General features: G+C 71.0%; 22 protein-coding genes. 7 read left to right on the top strand and 15 right to left on the bottom strand.

Going from position 1 to position 25,985, the window contains the following annotated elements; all coding sequences use genetic code 11:
* Window positions 1-151 precede the first annotated feature (151 nt).
* Window positions 152-826, top strand: coding sequence for a sulfotransferase family protein (locus tag AB0M95_RS04310; RefSeq protein WP_363759272.1), 675 nt, complete (start codon window positions 152-154; stop codon window positions 824-826).
* 122 nt (window positions 827-948) lie between these two features.
* On the opposite strand, the gene AB0M95_RS04305 is transcribed toward AB0M95_RS04310, so the two are convergent.
* A complete protein-coding gene (locus AB0M95_RS04305) occupies window positions 949-2,778 on the bottom strand; it encodes a hydantoinase B/oxoprolinase family protein (protein WP_363759269.1) in 1,830 nt (609 codons plus the stop codon).
* Entirely contained in the window at window positions 2,775-4,946 is a 2,172-nt protein-coding gene (locus AB0M95_RS04300; protein ID WP_363759266.1) for a hydantoinase/oxoprolinase family protein, read from the bottom strand. Before AB0M95_RS04300 ends, AB0M95_RS04305 begins: the two co-directional genes overlap by 4 nt.
* A gap of 425 nt (window positions 4,947-5,371) precedes the next feature.
* Between AB0M95_RS04300 and AB0M95_RS04295 the strand changes: the two genes are divergently transcribed.
* On the top strand, window positions 5,372-6,034 hold the full coding sequence (locus AB0M95_RS04295) for a thymidine kinase (protein WP_363759263.1): 663 nt from the start codon (window positions 5,372-5,374) through the stop codon (window positions 6,032-6,034).
* 78 nt (window positions 6,035-6,112) lie between these two features.
* Here AB0M95_RS04295 and AB0M95_RS04290 read toward each other — a convergent pair whose 3' ends face one another.
* From AB0M95_RS04290 to AB0M95_RS04270, 5 genes are all read right to left on the bottom strand, one after another.
* On the bottom strand, window positions 6,113-7,015 hold the full coding sequence (locus AB0M95_RS04290) for a hypothetical protein (RefSeq protein ID WP_358509836.1): 903 nt from the start codon (window positions 7,013-7,015) through the stop codon (window positions 6,113-6,115).
* A 531-nt stretch (window positions 7,016-7,546) separates the two neighbouring features.
* Window positions 7,547-8,395, bottom strand: coding sequence for an SRPBCC domain-containing protein (locus tag AB0M95_RS04285; RefSeq protein ID WP_363759260.1), 849 nt, complete (start codon window positions 8,393-8,395; stop codon window positions 7,547-7,549).
* 178 nt (window positions 8,396-8,573) lie between these two features.
* The gene (locus AB0M95_RS04280; RefSeq protein WP_363759257.1) at window positions 8,574-8,723 is read right to left on the bottom strand and encodes a hypothetical protein; all 150 of its coding nucleotides are present in this window, start codon (window positions 8,721-8,723) and stop codon (window positions 8,574-8,576) included.
* 158 nt (window positions 8,724-8,881) lie between these two features.
* A complete protein-coding gene (locus AB0M95_RS04275; RefSeq protein ID WP_363759254.1) occupies window positions 8,882-9,784 on the bottom strand; it encodes a hypothetical protein in 903 nt (300 codons plus the stop codon).
* Window positions 9,781-10,527, bottom strand: coding sequence for a Crp/Fnr family transcriptional regulator (locus tag AB0M95_RS04270; RefSeq protein ID WP_363759251.1), 747 nt, complete (start codon window positions 10,525-10,527; stop codon window positions 9,781-9,783). Before AB0M95_RS04270 ends, AB0M95_RS04275 begins: the two co-directional genes overlap by 4 nt.
* A 689-nt stretch (window positions 10,528-11,216) precedes the next feature.
* Here AB0M95_RS04270 and AB0M95_RS04265 point away from each other — a divergent pair.
* Complete coding sequence (locus AB0M95_RS04265; RefSeq protein WP_363759248.1) at window positions 11,217-12,650, top strand: cytochrome ubiquinol oxidase subunit I; 1,434 nt, start codon at window positions 11,217-11,219, stop codon at window positions 12,648-12,650.
* Window positions 12,651-12,680: 30 nt separating this feature from the next.
* Window positions 12,681-13,616, top strand: coding sequence for a cytochrome d ubiquinol oxidase subunit II (gene cydB / locus AB0M95_RS04260; RefSeq protein ID WP_363759245.1), 936 nt, complete (start codon window positions 12,681-12,683; stop codon window positions 13,614-13,616).
* Window positions 13,617-13,710: 94 nt separating this feature from the next.
* Here the strand turns inward: cydB and AB0M95_RS04255 are convergent, their stop codons facing one another.
* From AB0M95_RS04255 to AB0M95_RS04230, 6 genes are all read right to left on the bottom strand, one after another.
* A complete protein-coding gene (locus tag AB0M95_RS04255) occupies window positions 13,711-14,085 on the bottom strand; it encodes a peptidase inhibitor family I36 protein (protein WP_363759242.1) in 375 nt (124 codons plus the stop codon).
* 204 nt (window positions 14,086-14,289) lie between these two features.
* Window positions 14,290-16,680: an aerobic carbon-monoxide dehydrogenase large subunit gene (gene cutA / locus AB0M95_RS04250; protein WP_363759239.1), complete on the bottom strand. Its 2,391-nt coding sequence runs from the start codon at window positions 16,678-16,680 to the stop codon at window positions 14,290-14,292.
* A gap of 73 nt (window positions 16,681-16,753) precedes the next feature.
* Window positions 16,754-17,278: a (2Fe-2S)-binding protein gene (locus tag AB0M95_RS04245; protein WP_358509863.1), complete on the bottom strand. Its 525-nt coding sequence runs from the start codon at window positions 17,276-17,278 to the stop codon at window positions 16,754-16,756.
* Window positions 17,275-18,222, bottom strand: coding sequence for an FAD binding domain-containing protein (locus AB0M95_RS04240; protein WP_363759236.1), 948 nt, complete (start codon window positions 18,220-18,222; stop codon window positions 17,275-17,277). Before AB0M95_RS04240 ends, AB0M95_RS04245 begins: the two co-directional genes overlap by 4 nt.
* On the bottom strand, window positions 18,219-19,589 hold the full coding sequence (locus AB0M95_RS04235; RefSeq protein WP_363759233.1) for a solute carrier family 23 protein: 1,371 nt from the start codon (window positions 19,587-19,589) through the stop codon (window positions 18,219-18,221). The genes AB0M95_RS04240 and AB0M95_RS04235 overlap by 4 nt, the downstream gene beginning before the upstream one ends.
* A 796-nt stretch (window positions 19,590-20,385) precedes the next feature.
* A complete protein-coding gene (locus tag AB0M95_RS04230; protein WP_363759230.1) occupies window positions 20,386-21,033 on the bottom strand; it encodes an ATP-binding protein in 648 nt (215 codons plus the stop codon).
* Between the two features lie 225 nt (window positions 21,034-21,258).
* Between AB0M95_RS04230 and AB0M95_RS04225 the strand changes: the two genes are divergently transcribed.
* Both AB0M95_RS04225 and AB0M95_RS04220 read left to right on the top strand, forming a co-directional pair.
* Entirely contained in the window at window positions 21,259-22,833 is a 1,575-nt protein-coding gene (locus AB0M95_RS04225; RefSeq protein WP_363759227.1) for a hypothetical protein, read from the top strand.
* 69 nt (window positions 22,834-22,902) lie between these two features.
* On the top strand, window positions 22,903-23,169 hold the full coding sequence (locus tag AB0M95_RS04220) for a hypothetical protein (protein WP_358509877.1): 267 nt from the start codon (window positions 22,903-22,905) through the stop codon (window positions 23,167-23,169).
* 3 nt (window positions 23,170-23,172) lie between these two features.
* On the opposite strand, the gene AB0M95_RS04215 is transcribed toward AB0M95_RS04220, so the two are convergent.
* Together AB0M95_RS04215 and AB0M95_RS04210 are read right to left on the bottom strand one after the other, a co-directional pair.
* On the bottom strand, window positions 23,173-24,534 hold the full coding sequence (locus tag AB0M95_RS04215) for an MFS transporter (RefSeq protein ID WP_363759224.1): 1,362 nt from the start codon (window positions 24,532-24,534) through the stop codon (window positions 23,173-23,175).
* Between the two features lie 293 nt (window positions 24,535-24,827).
* The gene (locus tag AB0M95_RS04210) at window positions 24,828-25,226 is read right to left on the bottom strand and encodes a hypothetical protein (RefSeq protein ID WP_363759221.1); all 399 of its coding nucleotides are present in this window, start codon (window positions 25,224-25,226) and stop codon (window positions 24,828-24,830) included.
* Between the two features lie 248 nt (window positions 25,227-25,474).
* Between AB0M95_RS04210 and AB0M95_RS04205 the strand changes: the two genes are divergently transcribed.
* Window positions 25,475-25,984 (top strand): hypothetical protein, encoded by a 510-nt coding sequence (locus tag AB0M95_RS04205; RefSeq protein WP_363759218.1) that lies wholly within the window; start codon window positions 25,475-25,477, stop codon window positions 25,982-25,984.
* Window position 25,985: the final 1 nt, after the last annotated feature.

Here is a 25,985-nt window from a genome sequence, read left to right as displayed (position 1 = left end):
CGGGCCATCCTCTTTCGCTCGGCTCGTGATCCATGGCGGATACCTCGTGAGTCAACCCATTGCCCGCATTCTGCTGGATATCGCATGGTGCTGGCGATTCGCCTTGCTCGGGGGACGTGGTTCTGGTGCTCTGGCCAGTGGGGGGATCGCGATGGTGCGTGTGATCGGGGCGGGGCTTGGGCGTACGGGGACGATGGCGCTCAAGCTGGCGCTGTGCCGGCTCGGGTTCGGGCCGTGTTACCACTTCACGGAGGTGTTCGCTCACCCTGAGCATCTGTACGCGTGGGCGGCCGCGGCGAACGGCGAGCCGGAGGCCTGGCGGGATCCGCTCAAAGAGTATGCGGCCACCACGGACTGGCCCGGGGTGGCGTTCTGGCGGGAACTGGTCGAGGCGTTTCCCGGCGCCAAGGTCATCTTGACCACGCGGGACGCCGGGCTGTGGTTCGAGTCGATGAACGAGACCGTGTTCGCGGCGATGGCCGGTCGTTTTCCCGACGCCGCCAAGCGGTATCGCACGTTCGAGGCGGCGGAGCAGCTGACGGAGTTCGGGCGGGCCGGGGTGGTGGGACGGACGTTCGGCGGGCGCATCGACGACCGCGACCACGTCATCGCGTGTTACGAGCGGCACAACGACGAGGTCCGCCGCACCGTCGCCCCGGGCCGCCTGCTGGACTTCCGGGTCAGCCAGGGCTGGGAACCGCTCTGCGCGTTCCTCGGTGTGCCGATCCCCGGCGAGCCGTTCCCCCGCGCGAACGAACGTGCGGGCTTCGCCGAGACGGTGCTCCGGGACCCGGGAGCCGGAGAACCATACCCGGCCGGCTCCTGATCGGGCCTCCGTGACGAGGACCGCGAGAGTATCCACCGGTAAGTGATCCCTGGTGTCGGAGGGGAATGCCGGACCTCCGCCGCCAAGGCCGTGAATGCGCCCGGCGGTCGGAGATCCGTGGGTCAGAGGATGTCGACGTCCGGGTGGGAATGGCCGCCGGAAAGGGTTTTGTAGCCGGGGCCTCGGTCGAACAAGCGAGAGGGGTTGGCGGCGCGGAGGGCGGCGCGGGTTTTCTCGGTGGCGGCCGCGTCGACTTCGGGCGCCTCCTGGGGGCCGCGCAGGATGACGCCGTAGTCGTCGCGGGCGGCTTCCCAGGACACCTTGCCGTCGCGGACGTCCGCCGCCACCAGGGACGGGTCGCGGTCGTACGGCGATCCCCAGCCACCGCCGCCCGTGGTACGGACGCGGATGATCTGGTCCTCCTTCACGGGGAAGTCGTCGACCAGGCCCTCCATCTCCTGACCGTCCACCGTGACGAGGAAGGGACGCCCGGCCCGCCCGCCGTTCACGCCCCAGCAGGACAGGATCGACCGGTCGGCGATGGACATGAACGAGGCGTCGCGCAGCATGCGGATGTGCTTGTCGTAGCCGAGGCCGCCCCGGTAGAGGCCGGGGCCGCCGGAGTCGCGGGCCAGGCCGAGCCGTTCGACGCGGAACGGCCAGCGCGACTCGGCGAACTCGACGGGAATGTTGCGGGAGTCGGGCACGACGTGGATGGTGTCCTCACCGTCGGCGTACCGGCGCCCGCCGGAGCCGCCGCCGAGCACCTCGCGCATGAGGTACGGACGCCCGTCGTGGTCCTCGCCATAGACGCCGGTGTACCGGATGGTCTCCTGGTCGGCGGGCATGCGCCCCCCGGTGGCCTTGGCGAGCACGCCGGCGAGCACGCCGAGCAGGCGCAGGATGACGAAGGTGCGCGCGTTGGTGGGCGCCGGGAAGATCGGGGAGAGCAGGGTGCCCTTCTCGGGGAAGCGCATCTCGATGAGCGGGACGACGCCCTCGTTGACGTCGAGCTCGGCCATGCGCTCGGGGGTGTCGGCGAGGTTGCGCAGGATGGGGGCGAGCCACTTCTTGAGGAAGACGCCGCCCGCGTAGTCGCCGGCGTGGTTGATCGGCCCCTTGGCCTGCGGGGACGTTCCCGTGAAGTCGATGATCAGCGGGGTGTCGGCGGAGTGGTCGACCGTGAGGGTGATGCGCTGGGCGTGCAGGCGGGGCTCGTCGACGCCGTCGTGCTCGGCGTAGTCCTCCCAGACGTGCACCCCTTCGGGGATCTTGGCGAGCAACTCGCGCCGGAAGGTCTCGGTGGTGCCCGCGATGATGGCGTCGAAGCACGCCTCGACCGCCGCCCTGCCGTACCGGGCGAACAGCTCACCGAGGCGCCGGGCGCCCATCAGGCAGGCGGAGCACTCGGCGTCCAGGTCTCCGGCGAGGGAGTCGGGCATACGGGAGTTTCGGGTCATGATGGTGAGGGCGGCCCGGTTGGGGACGCCGCGGTCCCAGAGCTTGATCGGCGGGACCATCAGCCCTTCCTCGAAGGCGCTGCGCGCGTGGGAGGGCATCGACCCGGGGACGGCGCCGCCGATGTCGTCGTGGTGGCCGAACGCCTGGACGAACGCGACGACCTCGCCGTCGTGGAAGACGGGGACGGTGACGCACAGGTCGGGCAGGTGGCCGATGCCGCCCTCGGACAGATAGACGTCGTTGTGGAAGAAGACGTCGCCCGGGTTCATCTCGGCGATGGGGAAGTCGCGCACGATGGGCTGCACGAGCGCGGAGTAGGAGCGGCCGGTGAGCTTGCGCATCCGGACGTCGTGGATTCCCGCCCGGAAGTCGTGGGCGTCGCGGATCATCGGCGAGCGGGCCGTACGGGCGATGGCGGTCTCGACCTCCATCTCCACGGAGGCGAGCGTGCCCTCGACGATCTCGACCAGTACCGGGTCGACCGTTGTCATTCGCCCGCTCCGTTCGTCAGATGTGCGGAAATGTCGGCGCGCCGGATGACGAGGTTGCCGTACGCGTCGGCCTCGGCGGTGAAGCCCGGGTGCAGGGGCAGCGTGGAGCCGTACTCCTCGATCACCGCGGGCCCGGTGAGGACGTCGCCGCGCCGCAGGTCGCCACGGCGGTACACGGGCGCCGTCCACCACCCGTCCTCCGAGCCCCCGACAGCGCCCGCGTCCCCCGAGTCCCGGACAGGCCCCGCGTCCCCCGGCTCCCGGGTCGTGTCACCACCGGCGCCTCCGGGCGCGAGCGCCTCCTCGAAGTACACCTGCCGTTCCCCCGCCGGGGCCGCCGGGCCGCCGTCGCGGGCGGGTAGTTCGGGGATGGCCGGGCGGGTGATGGGGCCGATGCCGGAGACGCGCAGGTTGACCCATTCGACGGCGTGCCGCGGGTCGTCGCGGTACCCGTACCCGTACAGCTTGTGGTGGGCCTCGTGAAACCGGTAGAGCACCTCGGCGCGCCACGCCTCGTCGATCGGCCCGGCGGGCGCGGGCACCCGCACCTCGTACGCCTGCCCGTAGTAGCGCAGGTCGGCGCTGCGCGCGTACACGTGCCGGTCAGGCGGGAACCCCTCGCGGTCGAGGGCGTCGGCCGCCTGGTCCGTCAGCTCGCCGAAGACGCGGGCCGCCGTGTCGAGGCTCAGGTCGCGGGTGACGTGGGTGCGGACGTAGTCGTTCTTGACGTCCACGGTGAGCAGCCCGAACGCGGACACGTTGCCCGGGTTGGGCGGCACGACGACCGCGGGGAGGCCGAGGATGTCGATCAGCCGGCAGACGAGCAGCGGCCCGGAGCCGCCGAAGGCGACCATTGGAAAGTCGCGGACGTCCAGGCCGCGCTTCACGGTGATCTGCCGGATCGCGTTCGACTGGTTGAAGGCGCTGATCTCCAGGATGCCGGCGGCGGTGCGCTCGGGCGTGAGGCCGAGTTTGCCGGCGAGCGCCTCGACGGCCGCGCGCGCCGCCCCGGCGTCCAGAGGGATCTCGCCGCCGAGCAGGTGGGGCGGGACGCGGCCGAGGAAGACGTGCGCGTCGGTGACCGTCACCTCGGTGCCGCCCTTGCCGTAGCACACGGGCCCGGGGTCGGCTCCGGCGGAGCGCGGCCCGACCTTGAGCGTGCCCTCGGGCGAGGTCCAGGCGATCGAGCCGCCGCCCGCGCCGACGGTCACGATGTCGATCATCGGGATCTTGCACGGGTACCGGCCGATGGAGCCCTCGGTGGTGAGGGACGGCTCGCCGTCGACCACGACCGCGACGTCGGTGGAGGTGCCGCCGCCGTCCAGCGTGATCACGGACGGGTGCCCGGCGGTGCCGGCGATCAGGGCGGCGCCGAGCGCCCCGGCGGCCGGGCCGGACAGCACGGTCGTGATCGGCTGGTGGACGACCTCGGCCGCCGACAGCACGCCGCCGTTGCTCTTCATGACCGAGAACGGCATGCCGAGGCGGGTGGCGAGGTTGTCGATGTAGCGGCGCATCGTGGGCTTGACGGCGGCGTCGACCAGCGTGGTGACCGAGCGCTCGTACTCGCGGTACTCGCGCAGTACGTCGCTGGACAGGGAAACGACGGCGCCGGGGTGCTCGCGTTCGAGGACGGCCCGCATGCGGTGCTCGTGCGCGGGGTCGACGTAGGAGTGCAGGAAGCAGACGCCGATGGCGGTGACGCCCTGGTCGCGGAACCAGCGGGCCACCCGCGCGGCGTCCTCCTCGTCGAAGGGCCGCACCTCCTCGCCGAGGTGGTCGAGGCGCCCGCCGACCGTCTTCACCCGGTGGACGGGGACGATGCGCGGCGGTTTGACCCAGAAGTAGGAGTTCCCGTAGCCGTCGGGGACGCTCTGCCGGGCGATCTCGAGGATGAACTCGAAGCCCTCGGTGGTGACGAACCCCAGGTCGAGGGGGCGGTCCTCCAGGAGCTGGTTGGTGGCCACGGTCGTGCCGTGCACGATGCCGCCGACGTCTTCGAGGCTCAGGCCGGACAGGACCTTGTGCACGCCGTTCATGAACCCGACGGCGGGGTCGGCGGGCGTGGAAGGGGTCTTGGTCGTGGTGATCTGACCGGTCTGCTCGTCCACCGCGACCACGTCGGTGAACGTGCCCCCGGTGTCGACGCCGATACGGACGCTGCGCATGCTCTCAGTGTTTACCGAAACGCTCCAGCCACGCGAATCAGCGACCTTCGCCAAGGAATCGTCCGGTCGTCGGCAGGTGTCCCCTGGCCTCCGAAGATCTCAGAATCGTTCCCCCGCGTCGGGAACCTCCCGGCTGCGGGGACGGTATGCAGAGGATGGAGCGACGCGACTTCCTCAGGTTCACGGGCGGTCCGGCGGGCACGGCACTGCTCACCGCCCGCACCCGGTCCCCCCCTCGTCCCGCGTGTCCCCGGGGTCCCCGAGGTCTCCGCGGCGAGCCCCACAGGGGCGGGCACGCCGCGGCCCATCGGGGACATCCTGTACGTCGGCGCGTCCACCCCACCCCGGTCACCCCCCTTGGATCAAGGACCTGCCCCCCGAACCGATGGCCGGGGTCCGGTGGTCAATCTGTATGCTGGCGGGCCGTGAATGAAACGCCCGCCCTCTCCAGCGCCCCCGCACACGCCCGCCGCGACGGCGTTCTGCGGTTCTTCCACGGTCCGATGGACTGCGGCAAGTCGACGCTGGCCCTGCAGATGAACTACAACCACAGCCGCCAGGGCAGGCGCGGGCTCGTGCTCACCAAACACGACCGGTCGGGCGGGGCCCAGGTCACCAGCCGCATAGGGCTCGGCCTGGACGCCATCGAGGTCGGCGAGGATCTCGACCTGGTGCGCCTGGTGGCCGCCGGTGACGGCATCGACTACCTGATCTGCGACGAGGCGTGCTTCTACACCGTCGAGCAGATCGAGCAGCTCGCCGACCTCGTCGACGACCACGGCGTCGACGTGTACGCCTTCGGCCTGGCCTCGGACTTCCGGTCCGAGATGTTCCCGGCGGCGCGGCGGCTGTTCGAGCTGGCCGACGAGGTGGCCCGGCTGCAGGTGGAGGTGCTGTGCTGGTGCGGCCGCCAGGGCAGGCTGAACGCCCGCGTCGTGGACGGGGTCATGGTGCGCACCGGCGAGCAGGTCGTGATCGCCGACACCGACGGCTCGCAGGTGCACTACCGCGTGCTGTGCCGCCGCCACTACCGCAACGGCGACCTCGGCACCTCCGAAGCCCAGCCCCGCCTGGCCGCCCCGGCCTGACCGAACCCGCCGGTCACGCGATCCCCGCGCCGACCGGCGAGGACCGGGCGGGGCGCCAGGTGCTCGGCGCGCGGAGGGTCAGGGGGCCGAGGCGATGTCGTCCATGCGCGCGGCGATCTGCACGGGGTCGCCGCCGACCAGGGCCGAGGCCGCGCGCCACCAGGCGAACCACTCGCCGCTGCGCCACATCCAGTCGGCGCGCTCGACGGCGGCGATCACGTCCCCCTTGGCCTGCCACCACGGGCCGATCTGCTCGAGCGTGGCGCCGTGGCGTAACGCCCATCGGCGCAGCGTCTCGGCCACGCGCTGGTCGACCGTGACCGCGTACGGGTCGGGGTCCTCGCCGGGGAGGGGGTGGGGGCCGAGCCCCGCGGCCACACCCCAGCTCCACTGGGCCTCCGCGGGCCCGGCGTACCTGAGGGAGGAGAAGTCGAGGTTGGAGCCGAGCGAGCCGTCCGGGCGCTCGACCACGACGGCGTCCACGCGGCCACCCGCGTCGAAGGCGGCGACGATGCGCGTGCCGGCGGTGGCGTCGAGGGGCGGTTCCACGCGGTCCTCTGCCTGCCACGAGTTGAGGTCGACCGAGCCGACCGGCGGGCCCCAGGCGGCGTCGGCGGCGTCGTCGGCGATCCACGCGGCGAGCATCTCCAGGACGGTGAGGTCGGTCCACGGCTCGATGGCGGTGCCGGATGCGAGCACCTCGTCCGGTGCGGGGATCTTCCCGCCGCGCCCGGACGACCACCAGCCCGCGCCGAGCACGCCGGTGCCGACGAGCAGGCCCGCGATGGCCGCGAGCTCGGAGGACCTGCGGGTGAGCGGGGCACCCTGGGCGAGCCCGGCGCAGCGTGCCGCCCGGTCGTCGCCGAGCGCGTCCCTGGCCGCGGCCAGCAGCGACGCGGCGGCCGGGTGGTCTTCGCCGAGCAGGTCGTGGATGAGCCGCCGGGCCTGCGTCCGGGCGTCCTCCGCACGGAACTCTCGCATGCCCACCACGTTACGCCGGGAGATCCTTCTCCGCGAGGCTCCATAAAAAGATCGGGATCTACCCCCGTACGTGTGACGGTCACGCTCGGGCCGACGCGTCCGGGCGCTCGTCCGCAGGCCGGTAAAGCGTCTCTGATCGGCTTAGCGATCCTGTGCGTTACACAGAATCAAGGCACAACGAGCTGCCCGGTATTCACCGATCGTCTTCGTGCCCTGGTGCCGGCAACTGGAACCGCCGGCCCGTCGAGCACGTCCCTCCGGACGCCGACCGGCCAGGCGTGCACAGCCCGACCGGGGAGAGTGCCCGACGTCGCCTGGGCGCCGGGCGTGCCGGTAACAACATGCCACGACATGACTACGATTCGCTAATCGAATCAGAAAGCCTCCGGCCAGGCCGACGTTCCCCCCACGCGAGAACGTCGCCGGCAGAGTTGGAAAGATCTAACGAACCGGCTCCGACGCCCGCCCGCGGCCCCGATCCCTACGGATCAGACCGAGCGAACCCACCGGCCAGGCGGGTGGAGGGTTGGGTCAGCGGCGGGTGGGGCGGCCGAGGAGCCAGCCGATCACGGCGCTGCCGAGTGCGATGCCCGCGCCCATGCCGAACGCCGTCAGCACCGGCCACACGGGGGTGCCGGACGTCCCGCGCCGGGCGGGTGGCCGTTCGAAGACCTGCCCCACGGTGGCGGGGGCGGCGGTCGTGACGGGGACCGCTGGGCTCGCGGCAGGCGCCACGGGGCCGGTGGCGGTGGCGCTGGTACCGGGGACCGCCGGGGTCGTGGCAGGCGCGACCGCGACGGCAGCGGGGCCCTGCGACAGGGCGGCGGAGGGCTGCGACGGGGCGGCGGCGGTCTGCGACGGGGCGGCGGCGGTCTGCGACAGAGCGGCAGGGGTCTGTGGCGGGGTGGCTGCGACGGGGAAGGGTTCGGCTGCGGGGATGGGTTCGCGGAGGTGGTGTTCCACGGCGGTGAAGAACTCACCGGCGGTCTTCTTGGCCACCGAGCCGAGCATGCGCTGGCCCACGCCGCCGATCATGCCTCCGACGACGGCCTCGGCGTCGTAATCGACCCGGGTGGAGCCGCCGTCGACCTCGCTGAGGCGGATGCGCACCGTGGCGTCGACCGTGCCGGGGGCTCCGGCGCCCCGGGCGCGGAGGGTGAACCCCTCGGGCTCCTCGGGGTCGGACAGCACGACCTCGCCCTCGTAGACGCCCTTGATCGAGGCGACGCCCGCGGTGACCGTCATGCGGTAGGTGTCCGCGCCGGTCGCCTCCAGCCGCTTGCAGCCGGGGATGGTGCGCACCAGCACCGCCGGGTCCTGCAGGGCGGCCCAGACCCGGCCTCGATCGACCCCGACCACGGCACTGCCGACGACCTTCATGGACACCTCCGATGCCGAGAGACTAGAGACTCGCCCGCGACGGCCGTAAGGGCAACGACTGCCCGCCGGTGTCGCCGGGGCTCGTCAGGTCTCGCCGGGCCCCAGGACGCCCTTCCCACCGGACGCCACGGTAACACCACGCCGCGACCCTGCGTGCGCGTCCCACCGCTCCCGCAGGTCACCGGCGGAGACGCGCCAGCAGCGCCGTCCAGCGGCGAGCCAGGAGGGACGCGAGGTCGCCGAGCCCGTGGCGGCCGCCGCGCAGGATCCGGCGGATCGCGTTGATGCCGGCCGTGCGCCGGCGGGCGACGCGTCTGTAACGTTCCACGGCCCGGACGAGATCGTCGAGCCCCTCCTGGACCTCACCGGGCTCGTGCCCCCGTGGGCCGGGGCTTGGGGGGCGGTGAGGTTTCTCCGGTCTTCGGTCGTCGTGCGGTATTCCGTTCATGCCGGGGCCGTCTCAGTTCCGTTCATGCCGGGACCGTCTCAGTACTCGTCGATGCTGACGACCGGGCCGAGGCGGGCGGGCCGGCGGTTCGGGGTGCCGAGGACGCGGCCGTGCCGGAAGCTTCGCCGGTTCCCGTCGTCGACGTCCGGGACGCTGATCCACGCCTCGGAGAGCGGGCCCGGAGCGTCGGCGGGGAGCCGCCGGAAGGCCCGCCTCCTGAGGTCGCGGTGCTCGTGCTCGATCACGTCCTCGAACAGCTGTGCCGAGATGGCGACCGCCAGGGCGGCGTCGGGGTTGCGGCGCAGGGCGTCCTTGAGCGCCTCGCTGTCCCGCAGCAGGCAGACGGCGTCCACCGCCTTGCCGGCGAACCCGCCGTCCACGACCCGGGTGGGGCCTTGGTGGAAGGCCACGCGCAGCCGGATCCTTTCACCCTCACCCACGTAGCGATCGTCACAGCAGTCACGGCACTCACGCCGGGCACGGTCACCCCGGTCCCGCTTGTCACCCCGCTGGTCACCCCGGTCCCGCTGGTCACGTTGGTCACGGTAAGGCGCGCCTGGACGGGCGAGCGCGAGGCGCAGTTCGCTGAGGAGCCCGGCGACGACGCGGGACTCGTCCACGCCGGGCGGCAGCACGAACAGCAGCCCGCCGGAGGGCCGGAGACGGGCGGCGAGGGAACCCCCGGCACGCTGAACGAGGGAACCTCCGGCGCGTTGGGTGAGGGGACCGCCGGTCCTCTGGGCGAGGTAGAGGCGGTTCACGCCCGCCCGCCGGCTCGCGTCCGCGACGAGGTCGTACAGGTGCTCGGGCCCGGCGAGGTCGGCGGGCCCGTCGGCGTCCACGGCGACGCACAGCCGACGGACGGATCCGGACGATTCGGCCGCGTCGTCCGTGGGCGGCGTCCCGGAGGCGCAGCCGCGCCGGAACGGGGCCCGCGTCACGCCGGGACCTCGTACTCCCACAGGTGGCCGCCGAGCCCGGCGAGGCCGCGCAGCCTGCGCACGTCGTGGACGACGATCCGGCCGGCGTCGGTGCCGAGGATCCCGCCGCGGCGCAGCACGTCGAGGTCGCGGTAGATCGTCGGCTCGCGGGCCCCCACGAGCGCCGCGAGCTCGGCCCGGGTGAGGTCCACGTCGAGCAGCAGCCCCTCGGGCACGTCCCTGCCGTGGCAGGCGAGCTCGACCAGGACGCGGGCGAGGCGCCGGAGCGCGGGGAGGGTGCCGAACTCGACGTGGCGGCCGTCGGCGGGGCGCAGGCCGGCCCGGCCCATGCGCTGGACGGCGGAGGCGGCCTCCGGGCAGCGCCGCAGGAAGCCGAGGAAGTCGTCCTGGGGCATGACGCGCACGAGGCAGTGCCCGGCGGCGGTGGCCGTGACGGCGCGGGGCCGTCCGTCGAGCGCGGCGAACTCGCCCGCCAGGTCGCCGCACACGCGCAGGCCCAGCAGCGCGGTCCTGCCCCCCTCGGTCCTCGTGGTGATCTTCACGCACGCGTCGAGGAGCAGGAAGACGTCGGTCGAGCGGTCCCCCTCGGCGAAGAGCGTCTCGCCGGCCGCCAGCTGTCGCGGCCTGCCCAGCGCGAGAAACCCGTCCCTGGCCGCCTCGCCGAGGCCGCCGAGAAGGCTGCCCGGGGGCCAGTCCCCCACTTTGCGTATGTCGCGGAGCCGCCCGATATCGGCGCCGGTCATGGTCTGTCCTCCAGTGCGATGGGGCCGGCCCCAGGCCGGCGATCGGAGCCCGGGCCCCCACCCGTGCTTGTGCGGCGGTGAGAAGGTCTCCGCGGCCGGTGCGGTGAGCCGGATGACCTTCAATCAAGTGGACGTACTTGTGGCGGGCTTCGAGTACTGCGTCAGGGGTTGTTATTCGTTTGTTTTTCAACTATGCGGTCGAGTCCTTGCGACGTCCTTGCGGACAGGTGACGGCGGGCGCCGGGTGCGGCGGAGAGGTGGCCGCACGTGGTCCCCGCGCCGTGAATCCCCCTCGGGGACGCCGCCCGGGGGTGCCCGCCTACATCCGGGGCGCCCCTGGCGCGGGGCCGCGGTCCCTCGGACGGCGTACCCGCGGATCACCCCCTGGGCGGACGCCGGCGCCACCGTCGAGCCGAGATCATTGGACACGCCGCCAGGACGTGACGTCCCCCTGGGAGGGGGCAAGGGGCCCTTCCGGGGGAACGGCCTGGCTGGCGTTTCGATTGGCACGGGGGGCGCCGCGAGCAGCGGTGATCGGCCGCGCGCGTGTCTTGAGGGAGCTCGCGCGCGGCGGGGTGTGACGAAGATCGCAGCACTCGGGGCGCCTCCCCCGGCCTGTTGCTCTACAAGCTGTAGTACTACTTGAGATAGAACTACGGCTTGTAGAGCTCCAGACCCGTGAGGGGAGCATGGACGCACTGGATCTGGCACGGTGGCAGTTCGGGGTCACCACCGTGTACCACTTTCTCTTCGTACCCCTGACGATCGGCCTGGGGATCTTCGTCGCCGGGCTCCAGACCGCCTGGCACCGCACGGGCAAGGAGCACTACCTCCGTCTCACCAAGTTCTTCGGGAAGCTGTTCCTGATCAACTTCGCGATGGGCGTGGTGACGGGCCTGGTGCAGGAGTTCCAGTTCGGCATGAACTGGAGCCGGTACTCGACGTTCGTGGGCGACGTGTTCGGCGCCCCGCTGGCGTTGGAGGCCCTGCTCGCGTTCTTCCTTGAGTCCACGTTCCTCGGCCTGTGGATCTTCGGCTGGGACCGGCTGCCCCGGCGGATCCACCTCGCGTGCATCTGGGCCGCCGCCATCGGCTCCAACCTGTCGGCGTACTTCATCCTCGCCGCCAACGCCTGGATGAAGCACCCCGTGGGGTACGAGGTCGTGAACGGGCGCGCCCGGATGACCGACCTGTGGGCCGTGCTGACCAACTCCACCGCCATCGCCCAGGTGCCCCATGTCGTCGCGGCGGCGTTCATCGTCGCCGGCGGGTTCGTGATCGCGGTGAGCGGCTACCGCATCCTGCGCGAGCGGCGCCAGGTGGCCGACGGCGACGCGACCGTCCCCATGGCCAGGACCACGCGCGGGCGCGTCCCCGGCGACCCGGTGATGTGGCGGACGAGCCTGCGCGCCGCGCTCGTCATGACGGCCATCGCGGGCGCGGTCGTCGCCGGCACGGGCGACATGTCGGGACAGCTCCTGCACGAACAGCAGCCCATGAAGCTGGCCGCCGCCGAGGGCCTGCGGCACGACGAGACGGGCGCGCCGTTCTCGCCCGTTCCCGGCATCGAGGTGCCGAAGCTGCTCAGCCTGCTGGCGGCGCACGACCCGTCGGCCGAGATCCAGGGCATCGACGACATCCAGGCCCGCTACGAGCGTCAGTACGGGGCCGCCGACTACCGGCCGAACGTGCCGGTCGTGTACTGGTCGTTCCGCGTCATGATCGGGCTCGGCCTGTCCACGGTGGGCCTGTCGCTGCTCGGCCTCTGGATGACCCGGCGCCGCCGCCCCACCCCCGAGTGGTTCGCCCGCGTCAGCCTGCTCGCGCTGCCGCTGCCCACGCTCGCGATCGTCGCCGGGTGGCTGCTCAGCGAGATCGGCCGCCAGCCGTGGACCGTCCAGGGCGAACTCCTCACGGCGGCCGGCGTGTCCCCCGGCGTGAGCCTGAGCGAGGTCGCGATCTCGCTCTCGATCTTCACGGTCCTGTACGGCGTGCTGGCGCTGGCCGAGGCCCGGCTGCTGGCCCGTCACGTCAAGGCCGGGCCCGAGCCGGTCGCCGTCGTGCCGCCGCAGGCGCGGCCGGACGACGACGCCGCCCGCCTCGCCCCGACCCTCATGTACTAGGAGACCTCCCATGGCCGACATGGAGCCGACATGGAACTGACCACCTTCTGGTTCCTGGTCATCGCGTTCCTCTGGACCGGCTACTTCGTTCTCGAAGGCTTCGACTTCGGCGTCGGCGCGCTGCTGCCGGTGCTGTCGCGGGGCGAGGCCGAGCGCGGGCAGATGCTGACCACCATCGGCCCGGTGTGGGACGGCAACGAGGTGTGGCTGATCACGGCGGTCGGCGCGATGTTCGCCGCCTTCCCCGCGTGGTACTCGGGGCTGTTCAGCGCGTTCTACCTGCCGCTGGTCATGGTGCTGGCCGGGCTGATCGTGCGCGGCGTGGCGCTGGAGTGGCGCGGCAAGGTGGAGGGACGCGAACGGGCGCTGTGCGACGCGGGCATCGTCACCGGCAGCGTGCTGACCGCGTTCACGTGGGGCGGCGTCTTCGGCCACATGCTGTTCGGCACCGCCCTCGGCACGATGCTCGGCGGGCTGCTGTCGCTGTCGCTGGCCGTGCTGCACGGCGCGGTGTTCCTCACGCTCAAGACGGCCGGGCCGCTGCGGGCGCGGGCCCGCCGCGCGGCGCTCACGGCGGCGGCGGTCGCCGTCCCGGTGGCCGTGCTCGCGCTGCCGGGGCTGCCGTCCGCCAACGCGCCGCAGGAGCCGGGCGGGTGGACGGCGCATCCGCTGCCGTGGGTGGCGGCGGTGGCCGCGATGGTCACGCTGGCCGCGGGCGTGGCGCTGGTCTGGCGGCGACGCGAGGGGTGGGCGTTCGCCGCGACGGCCGGGACGATCGTGCTGGTCACCGGCACGGTGTTCGCCGCGCTGTGGCGGGCGCCGCTTCCGGGGCTGACCGTGGCGGAGGCGGCCTCGGGCCCGTACACGCTGGGTCTGCTCACCTGGATCGGCCTGATCGCCCTGCCGTTCGTGCTGGCCTACCAGGGGTGGACGTACTGGGTGTTCCGCAAGCGCGTCACCGTGTGAAATGTCGTGAATTATCGCGACGGGGAACGCCCGCGGGCGCGGACCATGAGGCCCGCGCCCGCGTCCCCTCCCCAGGATCCCCGGGTCCCCGGGCTCAGCAGCGAGGAGCGACGGCGTCGATCTTTCCGCCGAAGTCGTCCTTGTAGACCTTGCGGTAGTCGCCGTTGCGCACCACGCGCACTTCCTTCTTGTCGGGCACGTGGATCCAGTTGATGAAGCAGCCGTCGGCCTGGGCCCGGAAGGAGCCGACGTTGTCGTGCAGGGCCGGCGGCACGTCCACGTAGCCGTTGCCCGGGTTCCAGCACCACGACGCGCCCGTGTAGTCCTTGCCCGACCACAGGCAGATGTCCCCGGCCCGGCCCGCGGGGGCTCCGGCCGCCGCGGGGGCCGGGGCGGCGAAGGCCACCAGGACGATTCCCGCGGCGCCCGCCGCCGCCGCGATCCGCGCACTCCACTTCGTTGGCTTCATGACGGTTCTCCCTCGTATCGATCGCGTACCCGTCGTCCCGAAGACCGGCCTGGTCGGCGGCGATCTCCGACTTCCGTCACGGAATGTAGCAGCGATCACACGGAGAGCGACGCGATCGGACGGCCAGAGGAACCGGGCCGGCGCGACCGAAAACACTGACCGTGACGCCATAGACACGCAATGCTCACGCAGTACGACCGGCGGTCACGACCCGGCGCGAGACCTCAGGTCGTGCAGCTCGGAGGGCGAGATGGGCATCCGGTCGACGGCGATGCCCTCGGCGTCCTCGATGGCCGAGGCGATCACCGCCGACACCGGGATGACCCCCGCCTCGCCCGCACCCTTGATGCCGAGCGGGTTCAGCGGCGAGGGCGTCTCCAGGTGCGCGGTCTCGATCAGCGGCACCTCGGTGGCGTACGGCATCAGGAAGTCCATGAAGGACGCGTTGAGGAGCTGACCGTGCCCGTCGTACGCCATGCGCTCGTACAGCGCCCCGCCGACGCCCTGCGCGACGCCGCCGTGGATCTGCCCCTCGACGATCATGGGGTTGATGAGCCGGCCGCAGTCGTGCACGACGGCGTACCGCAGGATGCGGATCTCGGCGGTGTCCGGGTCGGTCTCCACGATGGCGGCGTGCATGCCGGAGGCGAACGTCGAGCGGACCGGCGAGTAGTAGTCGCGGCCCTCAAGCCCGGGTTCCTCGCCCTCGGCCACGGGCGGGCGGTCCATCGGCGCGGCGCCGCTGAACTGGGTGGCCCGCTTGGCCTCCTCGTCGAACGCGTACCGCAGCGGGTTGGACAGCACGGCGACGGTCGCCAGCGGGATCGACGCCGACGGGTTCCCGGCGACGCGGACCTCGCCGTCCTCGATCGTGAGGTCGCGCGGGTCGGCCTCCAGCGCGTCCGCGGCGATGCGCAGCGCCTTCTCGCGCACCTTGCGGCAGGCCAGGGCGATGGCGTTGCCGCTCATCACCGCCGCCCGCGAGGCGAACGTGCCGACCGCGTAGCCGAAGCGCCGCGTGTCGCCGGTCACCACCGAGACGCGGTCCAGCGGGACGCCGAGCTCGGTCGCGGCGATCTGCGCGAACACCGTCTCGTGCCCCTGCCCCTGGGAGGTCAGGCCGGTCGAGACGTGCACGCGCCCGTCGGAGGTCACCTGCACGTGCCCGCCCTCGTACGGGCCTACGCCGGTGCCCTCGACGTAGCAGCCGAGGCCGATGCCGATGCGGCGCCCCTCGGCTGCGGCCCGCTCCTTCTCCTCCGCGAAGCCGTCCCAGCCGATCAGGCCCTTCAGAACGCGCAGCGACTCGGGGTAGTCGCCGCTGTCGTAGATCAGCGGCCGTCCGTCCTGGAAGATGAGCCCCTGATCGTAGGGGAACTCGTCGGGACGGATGAAGTTGGCCTCCCGCACCTCCGCGCGGTCCTTCCCGAGGTGCGCGGCGATCTTGTCCATCGTGCGCTCCATGCAGAACGCCGCCTGCGGACGCCCCGCGCCCCGATACGGGGTGACCTGCACGGTATTGGTGTAGATCGAGGAGAACTCCACCCGGTACGCGCCGATCCGGTACGGGCCCAGGAGCTGGGTGCTGGTGATGATCGGCACGATGATGCCGTACGGCGTGTACGCGCCGTGGTCGTGCAGGATCGTCACGTCCAGGCCGAGGACGCGGCCCTCGTCGTCGAAGCCGACGCGCACGTGCTGCACCTGGCCGCGCTCGTGCGCCGAGGAGATGAAATGCTCGCGGCGGTCCTCGGCCCACTTGACCTCACGGCCGAGCAGCATCGCCGCCCACGGCACCAGCACCTCCTCCGGCCACGGGTGCACGATCTTCACGCCGAACCCGCCGCCGACGTCCGGGGCGATCACCTCGACCGACGGCAGCGGCAGGCCCAGCTTGGCCGCGACCGCCATGCGCACGCTCGTGGAGGTCTGCGTCGAGGTGTAGACGCGCAGCGACCGGTCGTCCAGATCCCACCGGGCGTACACGCCGCGGCCCTCCAGCGGCATGGACGCGCTGCGCTCGATGTCCAGCCGGAACGCCAGCGTGTGCGGGGCGGCGTCGATCGCCTCGCGGGCGCCGAGCCCCGCCGCGGACGGCACCTCCTGGATCATGTGGGCGCCGACGTTGCCCGGGACGTCCTCGTGGACGAGGTGGACGCCCTGCGCGGCCTCCTCGATGCCGACGACCGGCTTGAGGAACTCGTAATCCACCGTGATGAGCGACGCGGCGTCCTCGGCGAGGTAGCGGTCCCGCGCCACGACCATGACGACCGGCTCGCCGACGTGCCGCACGATGTCCCTGGCCAGCGGGTACGCCGTACGGCCGTGCGTCAGCGCCGGGTGCGGGATCAGCAGCGGCAGCGGGTCGCGGACGCGCTCGGGCAGGTCCTCCCAGGTGTAGATGGCGACCAGGCCCTCGACGTCCACGGCGGCCGAGACGTCGATGTCGCGGATGCGGGCGTGCGCGTGCGGCGAGCGGACGAACGCGGCGGCGAGCGCGTCCTGCCCGAGGTCGTCCAGGTAGCGGCCCTGACCGGTGATCAGCCGCGGGTCCTCGCGGCGCTGCACCGGCTCGCCGAACAGCTTCGTCGTCACGCCACACCGCCTTCCGCCTCAGCAGTCGGCCTGGTCGTGGGCCTGGTCGTCGGCCTGGCCGTCAGCCTGATGGTCACGCCGCACCGCCTTCCGCCTCGGCCGTCAGCTCGGCCGCGCGGTGGACCGCCTTGACGATGTTCTGGTAGCCGGTGCACCGGCACAGGTTGCCCGAAATGCCGTCGAGCACCTCGTCCTCGGTCGGCGCGGGGTTGTCGCGCAGCAGCGCGGTCACCGTGCACAGGAATCCGGGGGTGCAGAAGCCGCACTGCAGCGCGTGGCATTCGGAGAACGCCCGTTGCACCGGCGACAGCTCCCCGCCAGGCCCGGCGAGCCCCTCGACCGTGGTGATCTCGCGGCCGTCGACGGTCACCGCGAACGTCAGGCAGGAGCGGACCGGCTCCCCGTCCAGCAGCACCGTGCAGCATCCGCACACGCCGTGCTCGCAGCCCACGTGCGTGCCGGTCAGGCCCAGCTCGTGGCGCAGGCAGTCCGACAACAGCCGCCGCGCCGGAACGTTCGCCTCGCGCACGGTGCCGTTGACGGTCAGCGAGATCGCGTACCGTCTCTCCGCCGCCGTCCCGCTCGTCGTCTCGCTCACTCCGAGCCCTCCCCCGCGCCGTTCACTCCGTGGTCCCCTCCACCGTCCACGCCACCGGCCACCGCGCCCGCCGCCGCCCGCTGCGCCTCCGCCGCGGCCACGCGCAGCGCCCGCTCGGCCAGCACCCCGGCCAGGTGCCTGCGGTAGTGCGCGGTCGCGTGGATGTCCTCGTCCGGGTCGACGGCGTCGCGGACGGCGGCGGCCACGGCCTCCCAGTCGGCGGACGCGGCCGGGCGGCGCGCGCACACCTCCGACAGGTCGATCACCACCGGTACCGGGCCCGCGCTCACGCAGGCGACCTTCGCCGAAGCGATGCGCAGGTCCTCGTCCAACGTGACCACGGCGGCGGCTCCGGCCATCGCGTAGTCGCCGTGACGGCGGGCGACCTCCCGGAAGGCGGTGCCCGCGCGGGGCGGCAGCGCCGGGAAGAACGCCGACACCGCGAGCTCGTCCGGCTCGATCGCCGACTCCAGCGGGCCGGTGAAGAACGCCTCCGCGGCGACCTCCCGTACCGGGGCGCCGTGCCGGGCCAGCCGCACCGACCCGCCGAGAACGGCCAGCACGGCGGGCAGCTCGGCCGAAGGGTCGGCGTGCACGAGGCTGCCGACGACGGTGCCCCGGTTGCGGATCACCGGATGCGCCACCAGCCGGAGCGCGGCGGGCAGCAGCGGCTGCACGGCCGCCACGGCGGGCGAGCGCTCGACGACGGCGTGCCGGGCCAGCGCGCCGACCCGGACGCCGCCGGGCTCCACCGACAGGGTGTCCAGCTCGGCGACACGGTTGATGTCGACCAGGTGGGACGGCGCGGCCAGGCGCATGTTGAGCATCGGGATCAGGCTCTGCCCCCCGGCCAGGATCTTGCCGTACGGCGCCGTCCCGAACAGGACCTCCAGGGCCTCGCCCAGCTCCCGGGGAGCGTGGTAGTCGAACGGGGAGGGCTTCACGTGCCTTGTTCGCTCCCCTCCGCGAGCGCGGGCGACCCGTCGGCGCGTCCGGCGGGGGTGCCGGCGATGGCGCGCAGCAGGTGGTAGCCGCCCAGCACGACGATCGTGCCGAGGGCGATGCCCGCCAGCGAGAAGTTCTCGCTGATCCGGTGGGACACCGGGCCGATCGCGAGGATGATCCCCGCGCCGGTCGGCACCATGTTGACGGGGTCGGAGAAGTCGACGCGGCTCTCGATCCAGATCTTCGCGCCCAGCAGGCCGATCATGCCGTACAGGATGACGGTGATACCACCCAGAACGCCACCCGGAGTGGCGGCGACGAGCGCGCCGAACTTCGGGCACAGGCCGAACAGGATCGCCACGACGGCGGCGATGTAGTACGCGGCGGTGGAGTAGACGCGGGTCGCGGCCATGACACCGATGTTCTCGGCGTACGTCGTGGTGGGCGAGCCGCCGACCGCGGTGGCCACGGCCGTCCCCACGCCGTCGGCGAGGACGGCCCTGCCCATGTACGGGTCGACGTCGGTGCCGGTCATCTCGCCGACCGCCTTGACGTGCCCGATGTTCTCGGCGATCAGCGCGATGACGGCCGGGAGCACCAGCACGATCGCCGACCCGGTGAAGCTCGGCGCGTGGAAGTCGGGCAGGCCGAACCACGCCGCGTCCGACACCCCGTCGAAGCTCACGCGCGGGTGGGTGTCGACCTTGCCGGTGCCGGCGTTGAAGGCCGTGATGTTCCCGAACACCTTGTCGGCGCCGATGGACAGCAGGTAGCCGGCGATCAGGCCGACCAGGATGCCGACGCGGCCGATGAAGCCTTTGAATGCCACGATCACGACGAAGGTGACGACCATGGTGATCAGGGCGATCCACTGGTCCTGCGGCCAGTAGATGTCGGCCACGACGTACGCCAGGCCGAAGCCGATGAGCATCACGACCGCGCCGGTCACCACGGGCGGGAAGACACGGTTGATGGACTGCACGCCGAGGAAGTGGATGGCCACACCGCACAGGGCCAGCACGACGCCGGCGACCAGGATCGCGCCCGTGACCGTCGCGTCGTCGCCCCCGGTGGCGCGGATCGCGACCACGCCACCGACGAACGACGCCGAGGTGCCGAGGTAGCTCGGGATCCTCCCCTGGACGATCAGCAGGAAGATGATCGTGGCGATGCCCGACATCATGATGGCGACGTTGGCGTTCAGGCCCATGACCAGGGGGAACACGAAGGTCGCGCCGAACATGGCGATGACGTGCTGCGCGCCGAAGCCGACCATCTTCGGCCAGCTCAGCCGCTCGTCGGGCTTCACCACCTCCCCCGGGGCGAGCCCACGCCCCTCCCCGTGCAACTTCCATCCGAAGACCATGACAGCCCCTTCACTCACCGGGCCGGGGATCGGTGGCCACCCCGCAGGCGGGACCTCCGCGGCGTTCGCTTGTCCGTACTCGGGCCGTACCCCATTGTTCACTCGTGATCGTTCAGTAGTGAAGCCCTCACGCGTGGACGCTCACCCGTGAAGTGCCTCCCGGCGAAGCGCCTGCCCGAAAGGCGTCCGTTTGTGAGTGCCTTCACTCGCGACGTGCTCACTCATCACGTACTCACTTCGTGCTCACTCGTGGAGCCGTGCCACCACGCGGACGAGTCGCCCCGCCCGCTCACACCGAGCGCCGAGGTTCCTCTCCCGTTGCGGGCACATTAGACCTGTTCACCCCGCCCCACATGGTAAGGATTTGCCAAACGTGACCCACGCCCCCGCACTCCTCTTGCGCACCACCCCCGCCACACACACGTGAACACCAGGAAACAAACCCCGAAACGCGGCCGCATGGCCGCCGAAACACTGATCGCCTCCGTGCGCCGGCAACCACACCCGGATCGTGCTTGCCGATAGTTCGGCGGGCCCTGGCCATGACCGGGTCGACGACCAAGGCGCTGTCGCGACCGACCAGAAAGTGGGCCTCGCTCCGCTCGGGCTGTGTTTCCAGGGCCTTCGGCCGACTCTCAGGGGCCTCCACGTCGGTCATCAATGACGGGCCCTCATGCACCTCCGGTCCATGAACTGTCAGGAAACCGAAGAGCCCGGCTTGATCGCCGCCCGAGTACCGAAGAGCAGCCCCTTGATCACCGTCCGAGGGACGTTGTGAGCGATCGACTCGATGACCTCATCTGATGGGGGCGCCGCTCCGCTCGAAGGTCGGGCAGGCCGAACGGTCGTCCGCGGTTCCCTCTGTCAGATAGGCCCACACCCGGTGGCCTGTCGCGGGAGTGCCCTGGTAGCCGACGCGGTCGGCGACGGCGGTGACGATCGCCAGGCCGCGCCCGTTCTCATCGATCGACAGATCCTCCTCCGCGCCGTATGGAACCCGCCGCGGGTCGTCGTCCCGGATCCGTGGGACATTCCCGCCCCCGAGGTCGTACACCGTGAACAGCACACTCGCGGCTCTCACCAGACCGCTCGCCGGCCTCGGGCGTGAGGACCTGAACGCGATCTCCACGGTGAAATGACCGCCGGGTTTTCCGCTGGCCGTGTGGCGGATCGCGTTGCCCCCCAGCTCGCCGACGATCAGTTCCGCGTCGCCGGCGAAGGCCGTCCCACCGAGCAGGACTCGTACGAATTTCCTGGCCTCCGACGCCTGGTCGGGGGTGCCCGGGAAGGCACGGCGCCAGATGAGGATTTCGGGGCTCAACCGCACGGACTCGCCGAGCGGCGCGGGCAAAGACGGAGGAACCGCCCCGGGCATACCGGAGGGCGCAGCCAGGTCGGCCGCCACGCACTCCTGCCCTTCTTGAGGTTCGAAAGACTTTGACACAGCCCAGAACGATGGCCGAGCAGGGCGACGCCCCCGATCCCGCCATCGTCCCGGGCGACCCCAGGACAGGCCAGCCCGTTGACCTGCTCGAACACGTCAGCCGACGAGATCGACTACCTGACGGCCACCTGGGTGAGTATCACAATGACCGTCATTCTCCGTAGCCGAAACGGTACTCTGCGTAGAGGCTTTGCGATCCGCATACGTACTGGGGAGGCGTGGACCATGTCGGGCGAGGGGAACCACATCCTGCTGGAATGCCGTCGGCGCAGCGAGGCGCTCCGCGCCAAGGGGTACGGCTTCGATCAGATCGCCGATATGTTCTCGGTGTACCACGACGTGAGTCCCCTGCGGCTGTACCGGTACGCGTACGGCCTGACCGCCGCCGAGGCCGCCGCGCGGTACAACGACGCGGATCCGGCCGGTACGGCGGCGCTGCGCGAATCGCGGCTGTACGAGTTCGAGCACTGGCCGCAGCGCGGAATACGTCCCACCGCCCGCACCATCGCCCTGTTCGCCCAGGTGTACCGGACGTCCGCGCGGCGCCTGGTCAACGACCAGGTCTACGCGTCCTACACCCCGCGCGACCGTGAACTCATCGACCGCACGGACCATCGACGATCCCTTCCTTCCCAGCGGCCTTCGCGCGCCCCGGCCCCGCTCCCCGGGCATGTCACCATGAGTCAGGAAGCGGCACGTCCGGCCGTTCCAGTCCTTCTGCCCAAGGACTGCGCCGCGCTGCTTCGTGCCCTCGGAGCCGAGGAGGCCGATGTGAAACGTCGCGATCTGCTCTTCGAACTGGCCCTGGCACTCGGCGGCGCGCCCGCGTTGATCCTGCTACGGCATCTGTCGCCGCCCGAGAAGGACCGACTGGTGACGGCGGTCCGCTCCTCCAGCCGGGTGGACGCCGGGACGGTCGAGGTGATCGAAAAGCTGACCGCCCGATGCCGCCGCCTGGACGACGACTTCGGCCCCGAAACCGTCCTGCCCATCGTGGACGGCCAGCGCACCCTCGTCGCCGACCTTTTGCGCCGCGAAGTCCTCCTCCCCGCCCTACGCGACCGCCTCACTTACACCTACGCCGAACTGAGTCAACTAGCGGGTTGGCTGCACCACGACCTGCTGGACTACGACGGGGCCTACGAGCGGTACAAGGAGGCGCTGACGGCCGCCCACGAGATCCGCGACCCGACGCTGATCTGCTACCTGCACACCTGCCTGAGCGGCATGGCCCTTCACCAGGGCCGCACAGGTCAAGCACTGGACCATATCTTCGCGGCCCAAGGCTGGGCCCAGCAGAGCGCGAGCACGGTGCTGAAGTCGGTGCATGCGATGGATCTCGCACGCGTGCTCGCCACGAATGGCAGTGTGCGTGCCAGCGAGCACGCCCTCGCTCAGTCGCGCCACTACATCGAACGCCCCCGCACCGAAGCCGACCCTTCGTACCTCTACTGGTGGACGCCTAACGGAGTACAGAAGAACGCCGCCTTCTGCATGCTCGCGTCGGGCCGTCCGGATGACGCGATCGAAGCGGTCGAGAGGACCCTGGCGGCCCCCATTACGCGAAAGCTGCAACGCGGTGAAGCCCTCCTGTACTACTCCAAGGCGCTGACTCAGAAGCGCGAGGTTCAGGCGGCGACCGGCAAGATCCGCGAGGCGGCTCAGATCACCGTGGGCCACAGTTCGGGCCGCCTGGTGAACTCCATACGCGAGGCCCGCGCCCGCCTCCGGCCCTGGGCAGGCAACAAGCACGTCCGCACCCTCGACGAAGAACTCCGCTCCCTGGGCATCACCAATTGACCTGCTGGGACTCACCGGCTACGACGCTCCACTCCGGTACCATTGGGTACTAGTACCGGGAGGTTTGTTATGGCTGGCTCGAACGTGGCTCCCTTGAAGGTGGATGCCGAAACCGATCGTCTGATCTCTCATGGCGCGCACTTCCTGCACGTAACGAAAAAGGAGTTCGTGGCACAGGCCGTACGCGTGTACCTGCAGGTCCGTCAGGCGGAGCTGCATGCGGCGATGCAGGAGGCGATGGCACAACTAGACGGCACGCATGCCGCAAGGGTGGCGCTCGTGTCCGGACTGTCCAAGGAGCAGATCGAGGAGCTCGGCGGCGTGGAGGAAGCATGATACCTAGTCGTCCCACTGTCCGCTGTCTCCGTGAGGACCTGGGCATCGCCAAACTGCCGCCCGCTCGCGTACCGCTGAACGAGATCGACCATCCGTTGATCCGCAAAGCGTCTGCTCAGTTCGCTGGGGACAGTGCAAGGGAGCGCATTGCACCGCTCGGCGAGCGGCGACCCGCTCTTGGTGGCCGAACCAGATCGTCATCACGGCCATCGCCACAAGAAGCACCGGGAGCAGCTGGAATGCCTTGGCGACCGAATCTCGGCCCACGAATGCGATGATGATCGGCGCGAGCACAAAGGTCACGTATCCGGCCGCTGTCAGGTACGCCGTCGCGCGGCCCGGATCGGCCGCGGTATAGCTGCGCCCGATCACGGAGTAGGCGATGGGGGCGATCGGGGACATACCGATGCCGATGAGCAGCATCCCGACCGCGCTGGCACCAGCAACCGGGCTCGACACCAACATGATCACACCCAACGTGGCCACCGCTTGTCCGACGAGCACGGTCCGCCACTCCCCAAACCTTCTGATGACCAGGGAGGCGCAGGCCCGCCCAGTCGCACCGGCGAGATAGAGGGCCGCGAGACCGATCGCGCTCTGAGCCGCCCCCTGGAAGGGGAGCTGCCTGATGAAGAGTGCCGAGAACCCCTCAAGAGTCGCGTCGAGGGTGAACGCGCAACAGACGAGCACGAAGGCGAAGGCAATTGCCGTTTTACGCATGAAGCGCAGGTCGTCCGCCCAAGACGAGCCGTTCTCCACGTCGTCCGCCGCCGCAGCGGGATCGGAAGCGGCCAAGTCGCCTTTCCGCACGATCACGAGGACACCTGTGACAATGCAGCTGACCCCGGCAACCAGGAAAGCGACGATGAGGCTTTGATCGCCGGTCATCACGAACGCTGTGAGCGCACCTACCGCCGCGGCCAGACTGAACAGCGCGTGCAGCCTTGGCAGCAAGGTCCTGGCCTGCTCCGCCTCCACTGCCGCACCTCGGACGTTCGCCGCCACATCGAGAAGACCAAGACCGAAACCAGTCAATCCAGCGAGCACGCTGAACGTGACGAATGACCCGAGGTACGACATCAGCGCGTACCCAAGGCCGCTCCAGACGAGCGACCAAGCCATAAGTTCCGAGGGGCCTCGAGTGGCCGCGAGCCTCCCCGCCACGAGGGACCCGGCGATGGACGTGATCGCCATCAGAGCCAGCGCGAATCCGAGCTGCTGCACGCTCATCTGAAGCCGGTCCACCACCACCGGCAGCGAGAACGCCCAGACACCGACTTGGTAGCCCATGGACAGGAACGCCAGGTGCAACGTCAAGGTGGAGTTCGCCGTGCGCTCGGCCGACCGTGCGCCTGGACTCTTCATCGATAGCAGCCGCCTTGCTCGATCACGCCCGTACGTGGTGGGCCGACTTCGTCCCGTAGCAGAGGGATCAAGCCGTACAGGTCGGGTAGACATAGGTCCGATTCAGGGCTCGGACCGCGCTGTCGCCCGGTCGCAACGTGAATCGTCTTGCCGCACCCTGCTGCCTGCCCGGCCTGGATATCGGCGTCATGATCACCATGGGCGTGGAGACCTCCGGAATTCGCCGCGATGCACCCATTTCCCATGTGGGCATCCGAGCGACCGTGAACATCCTGTATGGCGAGAAAGACGCATCACCACAGCCCCAGGTCGCGGGCGAGCAGTTCCGCTTCGCGGGCCCAGCGGGCGCAGAGGGACAGGCCGGCGGCTCGTGCGGCGTAGCCGGCGTTCGCGTCGACGGTGGCCTCGCCGCCGTAGTCAGGGTGCCGATCGGCCGAAGCCATCTCGAGACATCTGACCGTGAGCCAGTCGTACTTCACCGCGGACGCGCAGATGCCGAGCCGCACCAGGCGCGCGTCACCGGTCCAGCCGGCGTCGGCGAGACCGTCGAGGTAGGCCTGGGTGGCTCGGGCGTCGAGGTGATCGAGCTCTTGGTGGGGCAGGAGCAGGTCGAAGACGGAGTCGGGGACGAGGTTGCCGACGTCTTCTCCCAGCGCGCCGTCGCCCACGAAGGCCCAGTCCAGCAGGGCCACCTCACCGTCCGGGCGCCGGAGACGTTGTTGGGCCAGACGTCCAGGTGGCACACCGTCCGGGGCAGCGCCCGCATGAGCGACAGGAGCCGCCGCCGGTCGCGATGCAGTCGCAGAAGTCCATCCCGGAGATCCGGGGAGAAATGGTCCTTGATCAGCGGCTGGGACCACGCCCGGTCCTCGTCGAGGAGGCTCCAGTCCGCGGGCCGTGAGGTGCTGTAGTCCGCCAGGAAGCCTCGGCTCAGCCACGGGTGATCGGGAAGATCCCCACGTCCCTGGCTTCGTCCCAGAGCGCGGGCGGTCTCGGTGATGTCGTCGACGGACAGCTGCGACGAGTGCCGTCCCTTCACGTCCTCCAGCAGCAGTTCGATGTCCCCATCTCCGGTCTCCCGGATATCCACGACCGCGGGAGCGCCGAGGCCGAGGCGGCGGGGAAGGCCGGTCTCGTAGACGAGCGCCTCGCGGCGCCAGAAGTTCCAGTGCCGCGGGTCGGCCGAGGACGCCCAGTGCGCCGGCACCTGCCCACGGCGGTGCGTAAGGATCTTGTGGACGACGCCGTGCTCCCGCCAGATACCCCCGGTCACACCGTTCTGCCGGTTGTGGACCAACTGCTCGATGGACACCCGGCAACCCTAGGCCGACAGCGCCCCGACGCCAATGCCGTAGGCACCGGCAGGGCGTCCGCGAGGGCGTTCCGGATCAGGAGGCCACACGATGAGCGCGCGACCCGGCCCGGCAAAGCAGATCTTCACGTGACGTGAC

It is taken from the genome of Sphaerisporangium sp. NPDC051017, assembly GCF_040683095.1.
GTDB lineage: Bacteria > Actinomycetota > Actinomycetes > Streptosporangiales > Streptosporangiaceae > Sphaerisporangium.
Note: the sequence above shows the minus strand (reverse complement) of the source record. Positions and strands in the feature narration are given on the sequence as shown.

Bases quoted from the DNA above. Each gene is read 5' to 3' on its own strand.
- AB0M95_RS04310 (WP_363759272.1), top strand. From the start codon at position 152: ATGGTGCGTGTGATCGGGGCGGGGCTTGGGCGTACGGGGACGATGGCG.
- AB0M95_RS04305 (WP_363759269.1), bottom strand. From the start codon at position 2,778: ATGACAACGGTCGACCCGGTACTGGTCGAGATCGTCGAGGGCACGCTC.
- AB0M95_RS04300 (WP_363759266.1), bottom strand. From the start codon at position 4,946: ATGCGCAGCGTCCGTATCGGCGTCGACACCGGGGGCACGTTCACCGAC.
- AB0M95_RS04290 (WP_358509836.1), bottom strand. From the start codon at position 7,015: ATGCGAGAGTTCCGTGCGGAGGACGCCCGGACGCAGGCCCGGCGGCTC.
- AB0M95_RS04285 (WP_363759260.1), bottom strand. From the start codon at position 8,395: ATGAAGGTCGTCGGCAGTGCCGTGGTCGGGGTCGATCGAGGCCGGGTC.
- AB0M95_RS04270 (WP_363759251.1), bottom strand. From the start codon at position 10,527: ATGACCGGCGCCGATATCGGGCGGCTCCGCGACATACGCAAAGTGGGG.
- AB0M95_RS04265 (WP_363759248.1), top strand. From the start codon at position 11,217: ATGGACGCACTGGATCTGGCACGGTGGCAGTTCGGGGTCACCACCGTG.
- cydB (WP_363759245.1), top strand. From the start codon at position 12,681: ATGGAACTGACCACCTTCTGGTTCCTGGTCATCGCGTTCCTCTGGACC.
- AB0M95_RS04255 (WP_363759242.1), bottom strand. From the start codon at position 14,085: ATGAAGCCAACGAAGTGGAGTGCGCGGATCGCGGCGGCGGCGGGCGCC.
- AB0M95_RS04235 (WP_363759233.1), bottom strand. From the start codon at position 19,589: ATGGTCTTCGGATGGAAGTTGCACGGGGAGGGGCGTGGGCTCGCCCCG.
- AB0M95_RS04225 (WP_363759227.1), top strand. From the start codon at position 21,259: ATGTCGGGCGAGGGGAACCACATCCTGCTGGAATGCCGTCGGCGCAGC.
- AB0M95_RS04220 (WP_358509877.1), top strand. From the start codon at position 22,903: ATGGCTGGCTCGAACGTGGCTCCCTTGAAGGTGGATGCCGAAACCGAT.
- AB0M95_RS04215 (WP_363759224.1), bottom strand. From the start codon at position 24,534: ATGAAGAGTCCAGGCGCACGGTCGGCCGAGCGCACGGCGAACTCCACC.